Genomic DNA, 16,243 nt, shown 5'->3' on the forward strand with positions numbered 1-16,243 from the left:
CGCCCTTCCTAAAGAACCCTTTGCACAAAATTTAACCAGCTGTGGATGAATCACAGACAATAGAAATTAAAAGAGAGAAAGTTATTAAATCTTTGTTTTTATGTTTATTTCTACTGAGCATGATTTCTGTGGATAGATCTCTACAGGCCTTTATTTACAATATGTACAGCGATTCAAAAGTCTGTGGTCATGTGCCAATGAGGCCCTTGGATAAGTGCTTTAAGCCTGTGGATTAAACATGTGGTTATCCACAGAGGGGTTTTTACTCAGGTTTCAAGCCCTGTTATCAACTGGGCACAGGGGCGGTTATTCACAGGGCTTAATCCACAGAAATCCGGCAATGGTGCGAATTTCGCCCACGACGAAGCCAACCGAATCTTTCTATTCGGGGGTGAGCACGTCAAAAAGAGATCTATTGTGAGAAAACAGCCAGGCAGTTAATAATAGCGATTATCATTAACCTAGCTTGTCATGCCCTATGTCCCCTTCTTCACACACGGCTGCGGTTCAGAACATCTACGAGCAGCACCATTCCTGGTTGCACGGGTGGCTCAAAGGTAAGTTGCATAACGCCTGCGATGCAGCCGATGTGGCACACGATACGTTCTTGCGCATTTTGGGTGGGCGGCATGCCGCGCAGATCGTTGAACCGCGTGACTACCTGGCGACCATCGCCAGGGGCCTGGTGATTGATCGTTATCGTCGGCACGCCATCGAGCAGGCCTACAAGCAAACCTTGGCCGCACGGCCTGAAGCGACGGCCATCAGTGAAGAAGACAAGGCCATTATCATCGAGACGCTGGTGGCTGTGGATAAAGTCCTGTCTGGACTCGGTGAGCGAGCGCGACAGATCTTCCTGTTGTCGCAGATCGAGGGGCTGACTTATCAACAGATCGCCGATCAACTGCAGGTGTCGCTGACCACGGTGAAGAAGCACATGATCCGCGCGTTGACTGAATGCTCGCTGATCATGGCCAGCCTGTAATGGCCGCCCCCGATCGCAAGACCTTCGAGGCCGCTGCTAACTGGTATGTACAGTTTCAATCCCAAACGCCTACGGCTGCTGAACGGCTTGCCTGGCAACAATGGCTCAACGGCGATCCGTCCCATCAGGCGGCTTGGAACCAGATGGAGCAATTGCAGCGCAGTCTCGGCGCCCTGCCCCAGGATTTCACCCGCCGGGCATTGTCGACCACGCAACAACGTCGTCAGGTATTGAAGTGGATGCTGGTAATGGGAGGTACCGGGTGCCTGGGCTGGAATGTTCAGCAACATACCTCCCTGGGCAATGTATGGGCCGACTACCGGACGTCTGTGGGTGAACGCCGGCGTGTCGCATTGGCTGACGGCACACGGATTGATCTGAATACCAGCACGGCAATTGACGTGATATTCGATGGGCGCCAACGTTTGATCCGGCTGCGTGAAGGTGAAGTACATATCCACACCGGCAAGTTGGGCGGGCAGACGCCCTTTTATGTCGAAACCCGCCAAGGCCGAGTCCAGGCGCTGGGTACACGGTTTACAGTGCGCCAATTGCCAGACTCCACGCGTGTCGGTGTTCTGGAGGATCGCGTAAGTGTGTCCCCTGGTGACCAGCCCGACCATGCTCGACTGCTCGGTGCCGGTGAGAGCGCTGACTTTGATCGTCAAAACGTAGGGCTTGACCACACGTATAGCGGGTCCCAGGCAGCCTGGGTCGATGGGCAGCTGATCGTATTGGATGCTCGCCTCGGGGATGTGATCGAAGACCTTGCCCGCTACCGTGCCGGTGTCCTGAAATGCGACTTGGCTTGCGCACGCCTACGTGTTTCCGGGACCTTCCGCCTGGATTCCACCGATGCGGTATTGGCGAATCTGCAGGCAACCTTGCCTATTCAGGTGAAATACTTCACTCGCTATTGGGTTTCGGTGAAGCGAATCGCTTGATCGCAAAAAATATCCTCACAAGGGGTTATCTTTTTTTTACCTGGCACGGCCCTAAAGGTAATCACGACGCCACCTTCAGGGCTTACCCACCTATGCGCCTTCGCACCAAGCTCCGCCAGCGACTTTCCTACCACGGTATGACGTGCAGCCTGCTGCTCGGCACGGCAGCCACAGCCGGTGTTTTGCTATCCAGTGATGCCATGGCCGCCAGCGCGGTGCAGCATTACGCCATTGCGGCCGGTCCCCTGGACAATGCCTTGAGCCAATTTGCCGCCAGGGCGAATGTGATTCTGTCTTTCTCGCCCCAGCAAACCGCGCGCTTGAACACAACCGGGCTGGAAGGTGACTATTCGGTTGATCAAGGTTTTGCACTGTTGCTGCAGAACTCGGGGTTACAAGCGATAGTTCAGGCGCCTGGCAGCTATGTCCTGCAGGCCATTCCTACAGGGCAACTCACGCTCGCGCCCACCACGGTCAGCACATATCAAACGGCGGGGTTCAGTCAAGAGGTTGCCGGGGATGTGGGCTACAAAGCGCAAAACAGCCGTATCGGTACCAAGACCAGCACGCCTCTGTCGGAAACACCGCGTTCGGTATCGGTCGTCACCGGCCAGCGCATCAAGGACCAGAAGTCGCAGACCCTGACTGAAGTATTGGGCTACGTGCCAGGTATCTTCGCGCCGCCCTTTGCTGCTGGCGACGGTCTCGCGGGTGACTTGTTCTTCATCCGCGGTTTCAATGCCACGGATTACGGCTACGGCCTGCTGCGAGATGGCCTGCGCGTACAAGGCAATCGGTACGACACCACCAGTGAGCCCTATGGTCTGGAGCGGGTCGAAGTCTTCCGTGGGCCTTCTTCCCTTCTGTACGGTGAAAACGCGCCTGGCGGCTTAGTGAACCTGGTGAGCAAACATCCGACTGCCACGCCGCAAGGGGAAGTGCAGTTCGGTTATGGCTCGAATAATCGGCGTCAGTTGGGTGTGGATATCTCTGGTCCACTCAACGACAGCGGAAACATCCTTGGCCGGGTTGTGATGCTCGGCCGCAAGTCTGACACGCAGACTGACCATGTTCCTGATGATCGCCTGTACATCGCGCCTTCATTGACCCTGAATTTCGACGACTTCAACACGCTCACTCTGTTGGCCAATTACCAAAAAGACCACACCAATCTCGAACTCGGCCTACCCGCCGCGGGGACCCTGCTTACAAATCCGAACGGGAAGCTGTCCAAGCACACCATGCTCGGCGACCCGGACTGGAATACGTTCGAACGTGAAGCCTGGAGCAGCGGATACGAATTCAGCCACAGCTTCAATGATGAGTGGCAGTTCCGCCAGAACTCGCGGTACATGCAATCGCGCATCAACCGCCACGAAACCTGGCCGAGCACATTGAACAATGGCGGTTTCGGCACCCAACTGAACATGACGGCCTACGACCGCTACAACAAGTCGATGGTCTACTCCCTGGATAACCAGTTGGAAGGCAAATTCCAGGTCGGGGACCTGGACAATACGGTGCTGTTCGGCGCCAGTTATGACCGCACCTCGTTCAACCAGGATTGGGACGCAGGTTTCGCCGGCACCATCAATGTGTATAACCCAGTGTACCTGCGTGAGCCGCTTACCCCAGTGGCTGTGCAAAACACCTTGCTCGAGCAGCAGATGAAGGGTGTTTATGCACAAATCCAGAGCAAGTATGACCACTGGTTGTTCCTGCTGGGCGGCCGCCAGGACTGGGTCGACAGTGATTACCGCGACAAGGTCAACACGGCCAGCAACACCGGCTCCGAAGACCGCAAGTTTACCTACCAGGGCGGGGTGATGTACCAGTTCGACAACGGCCTGACGCCGTACGTCAGCTACTCCACCGCATTTGTGCCTGTACAGCAGATCTCCAACGCCGGTTCACCGTTGAAGCCGATCACCAGCAGTCAGTACGAAGTGGGTGTGAAGTACGAGCCGGTCGGCTGGGATACAGCGATGACCCTGTCGGTGTATGACTTGCGCAAGGAAGACGACACCTACCTCGACACCACCACCAACAGCTACCGCCAGGTAGGCGAAAGTCGGGCCAAAGGTGCCGAGGTCGAGGTGAACAGCAACATCACGCCCAACCTGAATGTGACCGCAGCCTACACCTACACTGACGCTCGTATTACCAAGGACTCCGCTACCTCGCTGGTCGAGGGGCATCAGATGACGGGGGTTCCGCGCAACCAGGCCTCGGTGTGGGGCAAGTACCGCTTCCTCGATGGCCAACTCAAGGGCTTGTCCCTGGGCGGCGGTGTGCGCTATTTCGACAGTACGTTTTCTTACACCCAGCCAAGTCTGTACGGAAAGCTGGATGCTGGGAGCGTCACTCTGGTGGACGCAGCCGTCGGCTATCAGATCGACAAGCACTGGTCAGTGGACGTGAACGCCAAGAACCTGTTCGACAAGGAGTATGTTTCTGGATGCAACGACGCGGGCCGCTGCTACTGGGGTGACAGTCGTACACTGCTTGGGACTGTTTCGTACAACTGGTGAAGGATGAAGGCCTGAAAATATTCTTCAGGCCTCTATCGCTGGCAAGCCAGCTCCTACTTGCCGATGCAGAAGCTGGAGAAGATCCGCCCCAGCAGATCATCCGAGCTGAACGCACCGGTGATTTCTCCCAACAGCTGCTGCGCCTGACGCAAGTCCTCAGCCAACAGCTCACCAGCCCCCGCCAAGGTCAATTGAGCCCGACCGTGCTCCAATGCCGCGCTAGCGTGGCGCAGCGCCTCCAGGTGCCTGCGGCGTGCACTGAAGCTGCTTTCCGAGGTCTGCTCGTAACCCATGCAGGCCTTGAGGTGGTCGCGCAACAACTCCAGCCCCTCACCGGCCGATTTCGCACTCAGGCTGATGGTGACATGGCCATCCTCGCTGGTTTCCATCGCTATGGCTTCACCGGTCAGGTCAGCTTTATTCCGAATCAAGGTGACTTTGGACGGGTCTGGCCGTTGCTCAAGGAATTCCGGCCACAGCGCGAATGGATCTGCAGCTTCTGGCGCCGTGGCATCTACCACCAGCAAAACACGGTCCGCCTCACTGATAGCCTTGAGCGCACGCTCGACGCCGATCTTTTCCACTTGATCGTCGGTGTCGCGTAAACCCGCGGTGTCGACCACGTGCAACGGCATGCCATCAATGTGGATATGTTCGCGCAGGATATCCCGGGTAGTACCAGCAATCTCGGTAACGATGGCCGCTTCACGACCGGCCAGGGCGTTGAGCAGACTGGATTTGCCGGCATTGGGGCGCCCAGCGATCACCACTGTCATGCCGTCGCGCAGCAACGCGCCCTGCCCGGCTTCACGCAGGACTGTGGATAATTCATCGCGGACTTTATCCAGCATCGTCAGGACATGGCCATCGGCGAGGAAGTCGATTTCTTCTTCTGGAAAATCAATCGCGGCCTCGACGTAGATGCGCAGGCTTATCAACTGCTCGGTCAAGTTATGCACACGCAGGGAAAAAGCGCCCTGCAAAGAGCGCAATGCGTTGCGTGCTGCCTGTGCAGAACTGGCCTCGATCAAATCGGCAATTGCTTCAGCCTGTGCCAGGTCGAGCTTGTCGTTAAGGAATGCCCGCTCACTGAATTCTCCAGGGCGAGCCAGGCGGCAACCCAATTGCAGGCAGCGCTGCAGCAACATATCCAGAACGATTGGGCCGCCATGCCCCTGCAACTCCAGCACGTCTTCACCCGTGAAGGAGTTTGGTCCAGGGAAGTACAGGGCCAGGCCTTCGTCCAATACTTCTTCATCAGAGCCCAGGAACGGGCCGTAATGGGCATAGCGCGGCTTCAACTCTCTCCCGCTGATGGCCTTTGCAGCAATGCCGGCGAGCGGCCCGGAAATACGAACGATACCGACACCGCCGCGACCCTGGGCGGTAGCGACAGCAGCGATGGTTTCACGAGGAGCGCTCATCAGCAGGTTCCAGAATAAAAGTGACGGAAAGCAAAACGCCCCACTAGGGGGCGTCTTGAGTGGTTATCCACAGGGTAAATTACGCCTCGGCTTTTTTGGTAGCCGCTTCGATTTTACGCGTGATGTACCACTGTTGAGAGATCGACAACACGTTGTTGACCACCCAGTACAGAACCAGACCAGCAGGGAACCACAGGAAGAAGAAGGTGAAGATGATTGGCATCATTTTCATCACTTTGGCCTGCATCGGATCCGGCGGTGTCGGGTTCAGGCGCTGCTGGATAAACATGGTTGCGCCCATGATGATCGGCAGGATAAAGAACGGGTCTTTGATCGACAGGTCAGTTATCCACAGCATGAACGGTGCCTGGCGCATTTCCACGCTTTCCAGGAGTACCCAGTAAAGCGACAGGAATACCGGCATCTGCACCAGAATCGGCAAGCATCCACCCAGCGGGTTGATCTTCTCTTTCTTGTACAGCTCCATCATGGCCTGCGACATTTTCTGCCGGTCATCGCCATGTTGTTCTTTCAGCGCGGCCAGTTTAGGGGCCACGGCACGCATGCGCGCCATCGACTTGTAGCTGGCGGCCGACAGTGGGAAGAAGATCCCCTTGATCAACATCGTCAGGAAGATGATCGAGAAGCCCCAGTTGCCGACGATGCTGTGGATATGTTGCAACAACCAGAAGATCGGCTGGGCAATGAACCACAGAATGCCGTAATCCACAGTCAGTTCCAGACCTGGGGATAACTCTTTCAGCACGGCCTGGCTTTTCGGGCCTGCGTACAGGGTAGCGCTGGTTTCAGCCTTGGCACCTGGAGCGACGGTCATCGCCGGGCCGGTATAGCCGATGATGTAGTTACCTTTGCTGTCCTTGCGCGCCAGTACTGCATTGTTCTGGCCAGGCTGAGGAATCCAAGCAGTCACAAAGTAGTGTTGCAGCCAGGCTACCCAACCACCGTTCACGTTATAGGTGATCGGTGCCTTGGTTTTGTCTTCGGCGACTTTATCCATGTCCTTCATGGACACTTTTTTGTACGGCTCCGAACTTGTCCACAGGGCAGCGCCCAGGTAAGTCGCGGTGCCGGTGGCAGTGCTGGACGATGGATCGGAGCTGGCGTCACGCTTGAGCTGCGCAAACATTGCACCGGTCCAAGGCTGAGCGCTCTGGTTGTCGATCAAATAGGTGACAACGATGTCGTACAGGCCGCGCTTGAGGGTGAAGCGCTTGATGTAGTTGACGCCGTCCTTGCTGAACTTCAAATCTACGACCAGTTGGTCCTGGCCATCTGCCAGTTGATAGTTCTTCTTCTCTGCAGAGAAAATCGGACGACCGGTTGGGCTCGCATCAGGGCCGTTGGTGCCGATCAGGCCACTTTGTGCCTGGTAAACACGTTCGCCACCGTTATCGAACAACTGGAATGGAATTTCCGGGTGATCCTGACGACGCGGATACAGCGGAAGTGTCAGTTTGGCAACATCGCCACCTTGCGGGTCGATAGCCAGGTCCAATACATCCGTCTTGATCTGGATGAGATCGGTGCTTGCGGCGACTGCAACTTCGGCAGGTGCGTTTGTTTCGCCCGCTGCGCGTGGAATGTCATCACTGGCGGCAGTATTGGTGCCACTTACTGTGTCGGGAAGCCCCGCTGGAACAGCATTGGCAGCAACATTCTGAGTCGGCAGGGCAGCTTGGCCGTAGTCCTGGTTCCACTTAAGGACCATGACGTAGGACACGATTGCCAGGGCGACGATCAGGATCGTGCGTTTAATATCCATGATTACTCGGCCATCGAAGAAGAACGGGAGGTAGGGATAGGTGGAACCGGGTCATAACCACCGGGATTCCACGGATGACAGCGACCTAAACGACGAAAGGTCAGCCAGCCACCGCGCAGAAGACCATGATTTTCTATGGCCTCTAACGCGTAGCAGGAACAACTGGGGTAGAAACGACAGTGGCTGGCCATCAGAGGACTAATGGCATAGCGATAAAACTGGATCGGAACGAGCGCCAGTTTACGCATCGGTGCTGTCTACCCCTACAGTTTCGGTGCTGACTGCTGGTGCTGGTTTGTTGGTACGCGCCAGACGTTTCCAGAGCTTGCCGAAATGCTGAATCAATTCGGGGTTTTCTACATCCCCCAAGCCTTTGCGCGCGACGATAACAATATCCCAACCAACCAGAGTGTCCTGGTGGAGGCGAAACGATTCGCGCATCAGACGCTTGAGGCGATTGCGCTCAACGGAGAGCTTTACGCTCTTCTTGCCGATCACCAACCCGAGACGGGGGTGATCAAGATCGTTGTTACGCGCAAGGAGCAGGAGATTTTTCCCCGGAACCTTGCCGGTGGGGGAGTCAAAGACTGCCTTGAAGTGCCGGGGGGTTAGCAGACGCTTTTCCCGACTGAAGTCCTGACTCACCACCAGTACCGGATTATCAAACTGCCAGACGCGCACGACCTTTGGCGCGGCGACGCGACAGGACAGCACGGCCGTTCTTGGTAGCCATGCGAGCACGGAAGCCGTGGGTACGGGCGCGTTTGATGGTGCTTGGTTGGAAAGTACGTTTCATGGCGTTGTTACCTGGTTCGTCCACAACGGGCCGGAATGGCCCCCGTTTTAAGAGACCGGCGATTCTAGAGAAAGCAAGCCTCTAGGTCAATTTCCAACCAGCTTTTCCTTCAATTAGATCTTTACGGGCCTCCAGACCTTTTCTTTCCGTTCTGCTTCCATGAGCAATGCCATAGATATAAAAATAAAGAAGGAAGTTATTTAAAGCTTTTCTGTAAAGCTTATAAAAGCTAGGCAGGCCATCCTCTGTGGATAACTGCCTTAAGGCCATATTTCACGTGCTGTACAGAGAATGACAACACGGGGGAGAAACGGTGTTCTGCCTGTGCTGCGCTGTCGGATAAGCTGTGTGTGGAATGGCATGTTATCCACAGGCCAGTTACCCACAGACTTTTGACCCCACTTGTGCAACGAGCTCAGGGGCGCTTATCCACAGAGCTTATGCACAGACCGCTGGTCGCCTTTTTCAGCGATAAGACGTTGATTTTGGGTGGCCACTGAGCGACCTACATGTGGATAAGTGGGCGGTTGGCCGCTACAATGGCGGCTGTTTTTGCCTCACCGGCTTTCAACTTAGGGGATATCCGTGTCAGTGGAACTTTGGCAGCAGTGCGTGGAGCTTTTGCGCGATGAGCTGCCTGCCCAGCAATTCAACACCTGGATCCGCCCGCTACAGGTCGAAGCCGAAGGCGACGAGTTGCGCGTCTACGCACCCAATCGTTTTGTTCTGGACTGGGTCAACGAGAAGTACCTGAGCCGCGTTCTCGAATTGCTCGATGAACATGGCAATGGCCTCGCGCCCGTGCTCTCCTTATTAATAGGTAGCAAACGCAGCTCGGCACCTCGTGCAGCACCGAATGCCCCGCTGGCGGCAAGCGTCTCGCAGGCACAGGCCGCGGCGGCGCCTGTTAATAACTCGCCGGCACCGGTTGCCCAGACGCCTTCGAAATCCTCGTCGCAGAAAAATGCGCCTATTAATGAAGAGCCGTCCCGCGACAGCTTCGATCCGATGGCGGGCGCCAGTTCCCAGCAGGCTCCGGTTCGCGCCGAGCAGCGTACGGTGCAGGTCGAAGGTGCGCTCAAGCACACCAGCTACCTGAACCGCACATTCACCTTTGAGAACTTCGTCGAAGGTAAATCCAACCAGTTGGCCCGCGCGGCCGCCTGGCAGGTTGCCGATAACCCCAAGCATGGTTACAACCCGCTTTTCCTTTATGGTGGCGTTGGTTTGGGTAAGACCCACTTGATGCACGCTGTGGGTAACCACCTATTAAAGAAGAACCCGAATGCCAAGGTTGTGTACCTGCACTCGGAGCGCTTCGTCGCTGACATGGTCAAGGCCCTGCAGCTCAATGCAATCAACGAGTTCAAGCGGTTCTACCGCTCCGTTGATGCATTGCTGATCGATGACATCCAATTCTTCGCGCGCAAGGAGCGTTCCCAGGAAGAGTTTTTCCACACCTTCAACGCCCTGCTCGAAGGCGGCCAACAGGTCATCCTGACCAGTGACCGTTATCCGAAGGAAATCGAAGGCCTGGAAGAACGCTTGAAGTCGCGCTTCGGTTGGGGCCTGACCGTTGCGGTAGAGCCGCCCGAGTTGGAAACCCGCGTTGCGATCCTGATGAAAAAGGCCGACCAGGCGAAAGTCGATCTGCCTCACGACGCCGCGTTTTTCATCGCTCAACGCATCCGCTCCAACGTGCGTGAGTTGGAAGGTGCGCTCAAGCGTGTCATCGCGCACTCTCACTTCATGGGCCGCGACATCACCATCGAGCTGATTCGCGAATCCCTGAAGGACTTGCTGGCATTGCAGGACAAACTGGTGAGTGTGGATAACATCCAGCGCACCGTGGCCGAGTACTACAAGATCAAGATTTCCGACTTGCTGTCCAAGCGCCGTTCGCGCTCGGTGGCTCGTCCTCGTCAGGTGGCCATGGCGCTCTCCAAGGAGTTGACCAACCATAGCCTGCCGGAAATCGGTGATGTGTTTGGCGGTCGTGACCACACCACGGTCTTGCACGCGTGCCGCAAGATCAACGAACTTAAGGAATCCGACGCGGATATTCGCGAGGACTACAAGAACCTGCTGCGTACACTGACTACGTGATGACACCAGCGCAGCTTATTAAGGCAAGGGACTAGACCATGCATTTCACCATTCAACGCGAAGCCCTGTTGAAACCCCTGCAACTGGTCGCAGGCGTCGTCGAGCGCCGACAGACCTTGCCGGTGCTCTCCAACGTATTGCTGGTGGTCGAAGGCCAGCAATTGTCCCTGACCGGTACCGACCTGGAAGTCGAGCTGGTCGGTCGCGTGCAACTGGAAGAGCCCGCTGAACCTGGCGAGATCACAGTACCTGCCCGCAAGCTGATGGACATCTGCAAAAGCCTGCCGAACGACGCGCTGATCGACATTAAGGTTGATGAGCAGAAGTTGGTGGTCAAGGCCGGTCGCAGTCGTTTCACCCTGTCTACGTTGCCGGCCAACGATTTCCCGACTGTGGAAGAGGGCCCAGGCTCGCTGACCTGCAGCCTGGAGCAAAGCAAACTGCGTCGTCTGATTGAGCGCACCAGCTTTGCCATGGCTCAACAGGACGTGCGTTACTACCTCAACGGCATGCTGCTGGAAGTATCCGAAGGCATCATCCGCGCCGTAGCCACCGACGGTCACCGTCTGGCGATGTGCTCGATGCGTGCCGATATTGGCCAACCGGATCGTCACCAGGTGATTGTGCCGCGTAAGGGTATTCTCGAGTTGGCGCGCCTGCTCACTGAGCCGGATGGCAATGTCAGCATCGTACTGGGTCAGCACCATATCCGCGCGACCACCGGTGAGTTTACCTTCACCTCGAAGCTGGTTGACGGCAAGTTCCCAGATTACGAGCGCGTTCTGCCTAAAGGCGGTGACAAATTGGTGATCGGTGATCGCCAGGCTCTGCGTGAAGCGTTCAGCCGTACCGCAATTCTGTCCAACGAAAAGTACCGTGGGATTCGTCTGCAGCTGGCCAACGGTCAGTTGAAAATCCAGGCCAATAACCCTGAGCAGGAAGAAGCAGAAGAAGAAGTGGGCGTTGACTACAACGGCGGCTCTTTGGAAATCGGCTTTAACGTGAGCTATCTGCTGGACGTGCTGGGTGTGATGACCACCGAACAGGTTCGCCTGATCCTGTCTGACTCCAACAGCAGCGCCCTGGTGCAGGAATCCGATAACGACGACTCGGCTTACGTTGTTATGCCGATGCGCCTGTAATCATGCTCAGCAGAAGCTAGATGTCCCTTAGTCGCGTCTCGGTCACCGCGGTGCGCAATCTGCACCCGGTGACCTTCTCCCCCTCCCCCCGCATCAATATCCTCCACGGCGCCAACGGCAGTGGCAAAACCAGCGTGCTGGAAGCCATCCACTTGCTGGGGCTTGCCCGTTCCTTTCGCAGTGCCCGCTTGTTGCCGGTGATTCAGTACGAACAACTGGCTTGCACGGTATTTGGCCAGGTCGAACTGGCGGAAGGCGGCCACAGTAGCCTGGGGATTTCTCGTGATCGCGGCGGTGAGTTCCAGATTCGTATCGACGGGCAAAATGCTCGCAGTGCTGCGCAACTGGCAGAGATCCTGCCATTGCAACTGATCAACCCTGACAGCTTCCGCTTGCTGGAAGGCGCGCCAAAAATCCGCAGACAGTTCCTCGATTGGGGAGTGTTCCACGTGGAACCGCGATTCATGGCCACTTGGCAGCGCCTGCAGAAGGCCCTGCGGCAGCGGAACTCATGGCTGCGGCATGGTACACTTGACGCCGCTTCGCAAGCGGCCTGGGACCGGGAACTGTGCCTGGCCAGCGACGAAATAGATGAATACCGCCGCGCCTATATCAAAGCCTTGAAACCAGTCTTTGAGCAGACCTTGAGTGAGTTATTGGATCTCGAAGGGCTGACGTTGAGCTACTACCGTGGCTGGGACAAAGAGCGTGAACTGAGTGCAGTGCTCGCCACCTCCTTGCAGCGGGATCAGCAAATTGGCCATACCCAGGCCGGCCCCCAACGGGCTGATTTGCGTCTTAGATTAGGCGCACACAATGCTGCGGATATATTGTCCCGCGGCCAGCAGAAGTTGGTGGTGTGCGCGTTGCGTATCGCCCAGGGCCATCTGGTTAGCCAAGCCCGACGTGGTCAGTGTATTTATCTGGTGGATGACTTGCCGTCTGAACTCGACGAGCAACACCGCCGCTCGCTATGTCGCTTGTTGGAAGACTTACGCTGCCAGGTGTTTATCACCTGTGTAGACCACGAATTATTGAGGGAAGGCTGGCAGACGGAAACGCCAGTCGCTTTGTTCCACGTGGAACAAGGCCGTATCACCCAGACCCACGACCATCGGGAGTGAAGGCATGAGCGAAGAAAACACGTACGACTCGACCAGCATTAAAGTGCTGAAAGGTTTGGATGCCGTACGCAAACGTCCCGGTATGTACATTGGCGACACTGATGACGGTAGCGGTCTGCACCACATGGTGTTCGAGGTGGTCGACAACTCCATCGACGAAGCTCTGGCCGGTCACTGCGACGACATCAGCATCATCATCCATCCGGATGAATCCATCACCGTGCGCGACAACGGTCGTGGCATCCCGGTAGACGTGCACAAAGAAGAAGGCGTTTCGGCGGCAGAGGTCATCATGACCGTGCTCCACGCCGGCGGTAAGTTCGACGACAACTCCTATAAAGTCTCCGGTGGTTTGCACGGTGTGGGTGTCTCGGTGGTGAATGCTCTGTCCGAAGAGCTGATCCTGACCGTTCGCCGCAGTGGCAAGATCTGGGAGCAGACTTACGTCCACGGTGTGCCACAAGAGCCGATGAAGATCGTTGGCGACAGTGAAAGCACCGGTACCCAGATCCATTTCAAGCCATCGGCTGATACCTTCAAGAACATCCACTTCAGCTGGGACATCCTCGCCAAGCGGATTCGTGAACTGTCCTTCCTCAACTCCGGTGTTGGCATCGTCCTCAAGGATGAGCGCAGCGGCAAGGAAGAGCTGTTCAAATACGAAGGCGGCTTGCGTGCGTTTGTTGAATACCTGAACACCAACAAGACTGCGGTTAACCAGGTGTTCCACTTCAACATCCAGCGTGAAGACGGCATCGGCGTGGAAATCGCCCTGCAGTGGAACGACAGCTTCAACGAGAACCTGTTGTGCTTCACCAACAACATTCCGCAGCGTGACGGCGGTACTCACCTTGTGGGTTTCCGTTCCGCGCTGACGCGTAACCTGAACACCTACATCGAAGCCGAAGGCCTGGCGAAGAAGCATAAAGTTGCCACCACCGGTGACGATGCCCGCGAAGGCCTGACCGCGATTATCTCGGTGAAAGTGCCGGACCCTAAATTCAGCTCCCAGACCAAAGACAAGCTGGTGTCTTCCGAAGTGAAGACCGCCGTTGAACAGGAAATGGGCAAGTACTTCTCGGACTTCCTGCTGGAAAACCCGAACGAAGCCAAGCTGGTTGTGGGCAAGATGATCGACGCCGCGCGTGCCCGTGAAGCGGCGCGTAAAGCCCGTGAGATGACCCGCCGTAAAGGCGCGCTGGATATCGCCGGCTTGCCCGGCAAGCTGGCTGACTGCCAGGAGAAGGACCCTGCCCTCTCCGAACTGTATCTGGTGGAAGGTGACTCTGCTGGCGGTTCCGCCAAGCAGGGTCGTAACCGTCGCACCCAGGCCATCCTGCCGTTGAAGGGTAAGATCCTCAACGTCGAGAAAGCGCGCTTCGACAAGATGATTTCCTCCCAGGAAGTCGGCACCTTGATCACTGCGCTTGGCTGCGGTATTGGCCGTGACGAGTACAACATCGACAAGCTGCGTTACCACAACATCATCATCATGACCGATGCTGACGTCGACGGTTCGCACATCCGTACCCTGCTGCTGACCTTCTTCTTCCGTCAGTTGCCGGAGCTGATTGAGCGTGGCTACATCTATATCGCCCAGCCGCCGTTGTACAAAGTGAAGAAAGGCAAGCAAGAGCAATACATCAAAGACGACGACGCCATGGAAGAGTACATGACGCAGTCGGCCCTGGAAGATGCCAGCCTGCACTTGAACGACGAAGCCCCGGGAATCTCCGGCGAGGCGCTGGAGCGTCTGGTTAACGACTTCCGCATGGTAATGAAGACTCTTAAGCGCCTGTCGCGCCTGTACCCACAGGAACTGACCGAGCACTTCATCTACCTGCCGTCCGTAAGCCTGGAGCAGTTGGGCGATCACGCACACATGCAGGATTGGCTGGCCCAGTACGAGGTTCGCCTGCGCACCGTCGAGAAGTCTGGCCTGGTGTACAAAGCGAGCCTGCGTGAAGACCGTGAACGTAACGTCTGGCTGCCGGAGGTCGAATTGATCTCCCACGGTCTGTCGAACTACGTCACCTTCAACCGCGACTTCTTCGGCAGCAACGACTACAAGACCGTTGTGACCCTCGGCGCGCAACTGAGCACCCTGCTGGACGACGGTGCGTACATTCAACGTGGTGAGCGTAAGAAAGCGGTCAAGGAGTTCAAGGAAGCCCTGGACTGGTTGATGGCTGAAAGCACCAAGCGCCACACCATCCAGCGATACAAAGGTCTGGGTGAAATGAACCCCGATCAACTGTGGGAAACCACCATGGACCCAGCCCAGCGTCGTATGCTGCGTGTGACCATCGAAGACGCCATTGGCGCAGACCAGATCTTCAACACCCTGATGGGTGATGCGGTCGAACCTCGCCGTGACTTCATCGAGAGCAATGCCTTGGCAGTGTCTAACCTGGACTTCTGATCCAGGCGCGACCTCCAAAATAAAAAAGGCCAACGCTATGCGTTGGCCTTTTTTATTGCGTGGGAATCATGCTCTGCAAAATGCTCCACGTGGAACATCGTGGTTTTTATCCAGAAGAAGCTGTAGCCACACTCTCCAACCGATACCCATACCCATAGATCGTCAACAACTGCCAACCCCTATCCGCGGTAAGCCCGAGCTTGTTGCGCAGCCGATAGATGTGCGTATCCAACGGCCGAGAAGAGACCATTTCTTCATGGGTCCAGAACCGTTCATAAAGGTACTCACGCGACAGCGGCCGAGCCAGGTTGGCGAATAAGCAGCTCGCCAGGCGGTATTCGCGCTCGGTAAGGTTGATCGGTTTGCCTGCGCGCGTGACGGTCAACTCCGCGTCGTCGAAAGTCAGGTCATTAAAACTCTGCACTTCAGGGCTCGCTGATTTCTGCAGCCCGTGCCGCCGAAGTACAGCGGTGACCCGAGCTTTCAGCTCATTAGGGCGAAAGGGTTTGCTGACGTAATCGTCGGCGCCACTGTTCAATGCGGTGACGATATCGCTTTCGGCATCACGGCTGGTGAGCATGATGACGGCGGGTGGCGACTCCATGTGCTCACGGGTCCAGCGCAGCAATGCGATGCCGGTGATATCGGGCAGTTGCCAGTCGAGTATCAGCAGGTCAAAGGTTTCCCGACGCAACTGACGCAGCAGGTCTTCTCCGCGCTCGAAGCAATGCAGGGTCCAGGGCTGTTCGGCGGTGCTGGGGATTTGTCGCAGTGTCTGTTCCACCCGTCGCAATTCAGCGGGTTCGTCATCCAGTATTGCGACACGCATGGGTGGGTCCTTTCTTTTGAAGAGTACGGCAGTCGTATTGAGGGCACGTACTGCACAGATGCCAGTCATTGAATCTGAAGAATTGTGCTCAGATGCGACGACCCCTTGGATCTCTAGGTACGCTGGAATCAATATGCGATTAAGCCATTGAAAGTCC

At 56.4% G+C, this 16,243-nt stretch carries 13 protein-coding genes; 7 read left to right on the forward strand and 6 right to left on the reverse strand.

Annotated elements, in window-relative coordinates; translation table 11 throughout:
- Positions 1 to 478 precede the first annotated feature (478 nt).
- From J1G35_RS09660 to J1G35_RS09670, 3 genes are all read left to right on the forward strand, one after another.
- Entirely contained in the window at positions 479 to 985 is a 507-nt protein-coding gene (locus tag J1G35_RS09660; RefSeq protein ID WP_223014787.1) for a sigma-70 family RNA polymerase sigma factor, read from the forward strand.
- Positions 985 to 1,929, forward strand: a complete 945-nt coding sequence (locus J1G35_RS09665; protein WP_223014788.1) for a FecR domain-containing protein — start codon at positions 985 to 987, stop codon at positions 1,927 to 1,929. The genes J1G35_RS09660 and J1G35_RS09665 overlap by 1 nt, the downstream gene beginning before the upstream one ends.
- 92 nt (positions 1,930 to 2,021) lie before the next feature.
- A complete protein-coding gene (locus J1G35_RS09670) occupies positions 2,022 to 4,460 on the forward strand; it encodes a TonB-dependent siderophore receptor (RefSeq protein ID WP_223014789.1) in 2,439 nt (812 codons plus the stop codon).
- Between the two features lie 53 nt (positions 4,461 to 4,513).
- Here the strand turns inward: J1G35_RS09670 and mnmE are convergent, their stop codons facing one another.
- From mnmE to rpmH, 5 genes are all read right to left on the reverse strand, one after another.
- Positions 4,514 to 5,884 carry a tRNA uridine-5-carboxymethylaminomethyl(34) synthesis GTPase MnmE gene (mnmE, locus tag J1G35_RS09675; RefSeq protein WP_223014790.1) on the reverse strand — a complete coding sequence of 457 codons (1,371 nt, stop codon included), beginning with the start codon at positions 5,882 to 5,884 and terminating at the stop codon, positions 4,514 to 4,516.
- Positions 5,885 to 5,963: 79 nt separating this feature from the next.
- Positions 5,964 to 7,667 carry a membrane protein insertase YidC gene (gene yidC / locus J1G35_RS09680; RefSeq protein ID WP_053127438.1) on the reverse strand — a complete coding sequence of 568 codons (1,704 nt, stop codon included), beginning with the start codon at positions 7,665 to 7,667 and terminating at the stop codon, positions 5,964 to 5,966.
- A 2-nt stretch (positions 7,668 to 7,669) separates the two neighbouring features.
- A complete protein-coding gene (yidD, locus tag J1G35_RS09685; protein WP_010207715.1) occupies positions 7,670 to 7,915 on the reverse strand; it encodes a membrane protein insertion efficiency factor YidD in 246 nt (81 codons plus the stop codon).
- Entirely contained in the window at positions 7,908 to 8,312 is a 405-nt protein-coding gene (gene rnpA / locus J1G35_RS09690) for a ribonuclease P protein component (protein ID WP_053128141.1), read from the reverse strand. The genes yidD and rnpA overlap by 8 nt, the downstream gene beginning before the upstream one ends.
- 16 nt (positions 8,313 to 8,328) lie before the next feature.
- Positions 8,329 to 8,463: a 50S ribosomal protein L34 gene (gene rpmH, locus J1G35_RS09695; protein WP_003213577.1), complete on the reverse strand. Its 135-nt coding sequence runs from the start codon at positions 8,461 to 8,463 to the stop codon at positions 8,329 to 8,331.
- Between the two features lie 585 nt (positions 8,464 to 9,048).
- Between rpmH and dnaA the strand changes: the two genes are divergently transcribed.
- From dnaA to gyrB, 4 genes are read left to right on the forward strand one after another with little or no spacing between them, the layout of a single operon-like run.
- A complete protein-coding gene (dnaA, locus tag J1G35_RS09700) occupies positions 9,049 to 10,569 on the forward strand; it encodes a chromosomal replication initiator protein DnaA (protein ID WP_053127436.1) in 1,521 nt (506 codons plus the stop codon).
- A gap of 38 nt (positions 10,570 to 10,607) precedes the next feature.
- Positions 10,608 to 11,711: a DNA polymerase III subunit beta gene (dnaN, locus tag J1G35_RS09705; protein WP_005783345.1), complete on the forward strand. Its 1,104-nt coding sequence runs from the start codon at positions 10,608 to 10,610 to the stop codon at positions 11,709 to 11,711.
- Positions 11,712 to 11,731: 20 nt separating this feature from the next.
- Positions 11,732 to 12,835 (forward strand): DNA replication/repair protein RecF, encoded by a 1,104-nt coding sequence (gene recF, locus J1G35_RS09710; RefSeq protein ID WP_003187251.1) that lies wholly within the window; start codon positions 11,732 to 11,734, stop codon positions 12,833 to 12,835.
- A 4-nt stretch (positions 12,836 to 12,839) separates the two neighbouring features.
- Positions 12,840 to 15,257: a DNA topoisomerase (ATP-hydrolyzing) subunit B gene (gyrB, locus tag J1G35_RS09715; RefSeq protein ID WP_053127434.1), complete on the forward strand. Its 2,418-nt coding sequence runs from the start codon at positions 12,840 to 12,842 to the stop codon at positions 15,255 to 15,257.
- A gap of 106 nt (positions 15,258 to 15,363) precedes the next feature.
- Here the strand turns inward: gyrB and J1G35_RS09720 are convergent, their stop codons facing one another.
- The gene (locus J1G35_RS09720; protein WP_053127432.1) at positions 15,364 to 16,086 is read right to left on the reverse strand and encodes a response regulator transcription factor; all 723 of its coding nucleotides are present in this window, start codon (positions 16,084 to 16,086) and stop codon (positions 15,364 to 15,366) included.
- Between the last annotated feature and the right edge of the window lie 157 nt (positions 16,087 to 16,243).

Origin of the sequence: Pseudomonas sp. SH10-3B, assembly GCF_019891415.1 — a bacterium.
Lineage (GTDB): Bacteria > Pseudomonadota > Gammaproteobacteria > Pseudomonadales > Pseudomonadaceae > Aquipseudomonas.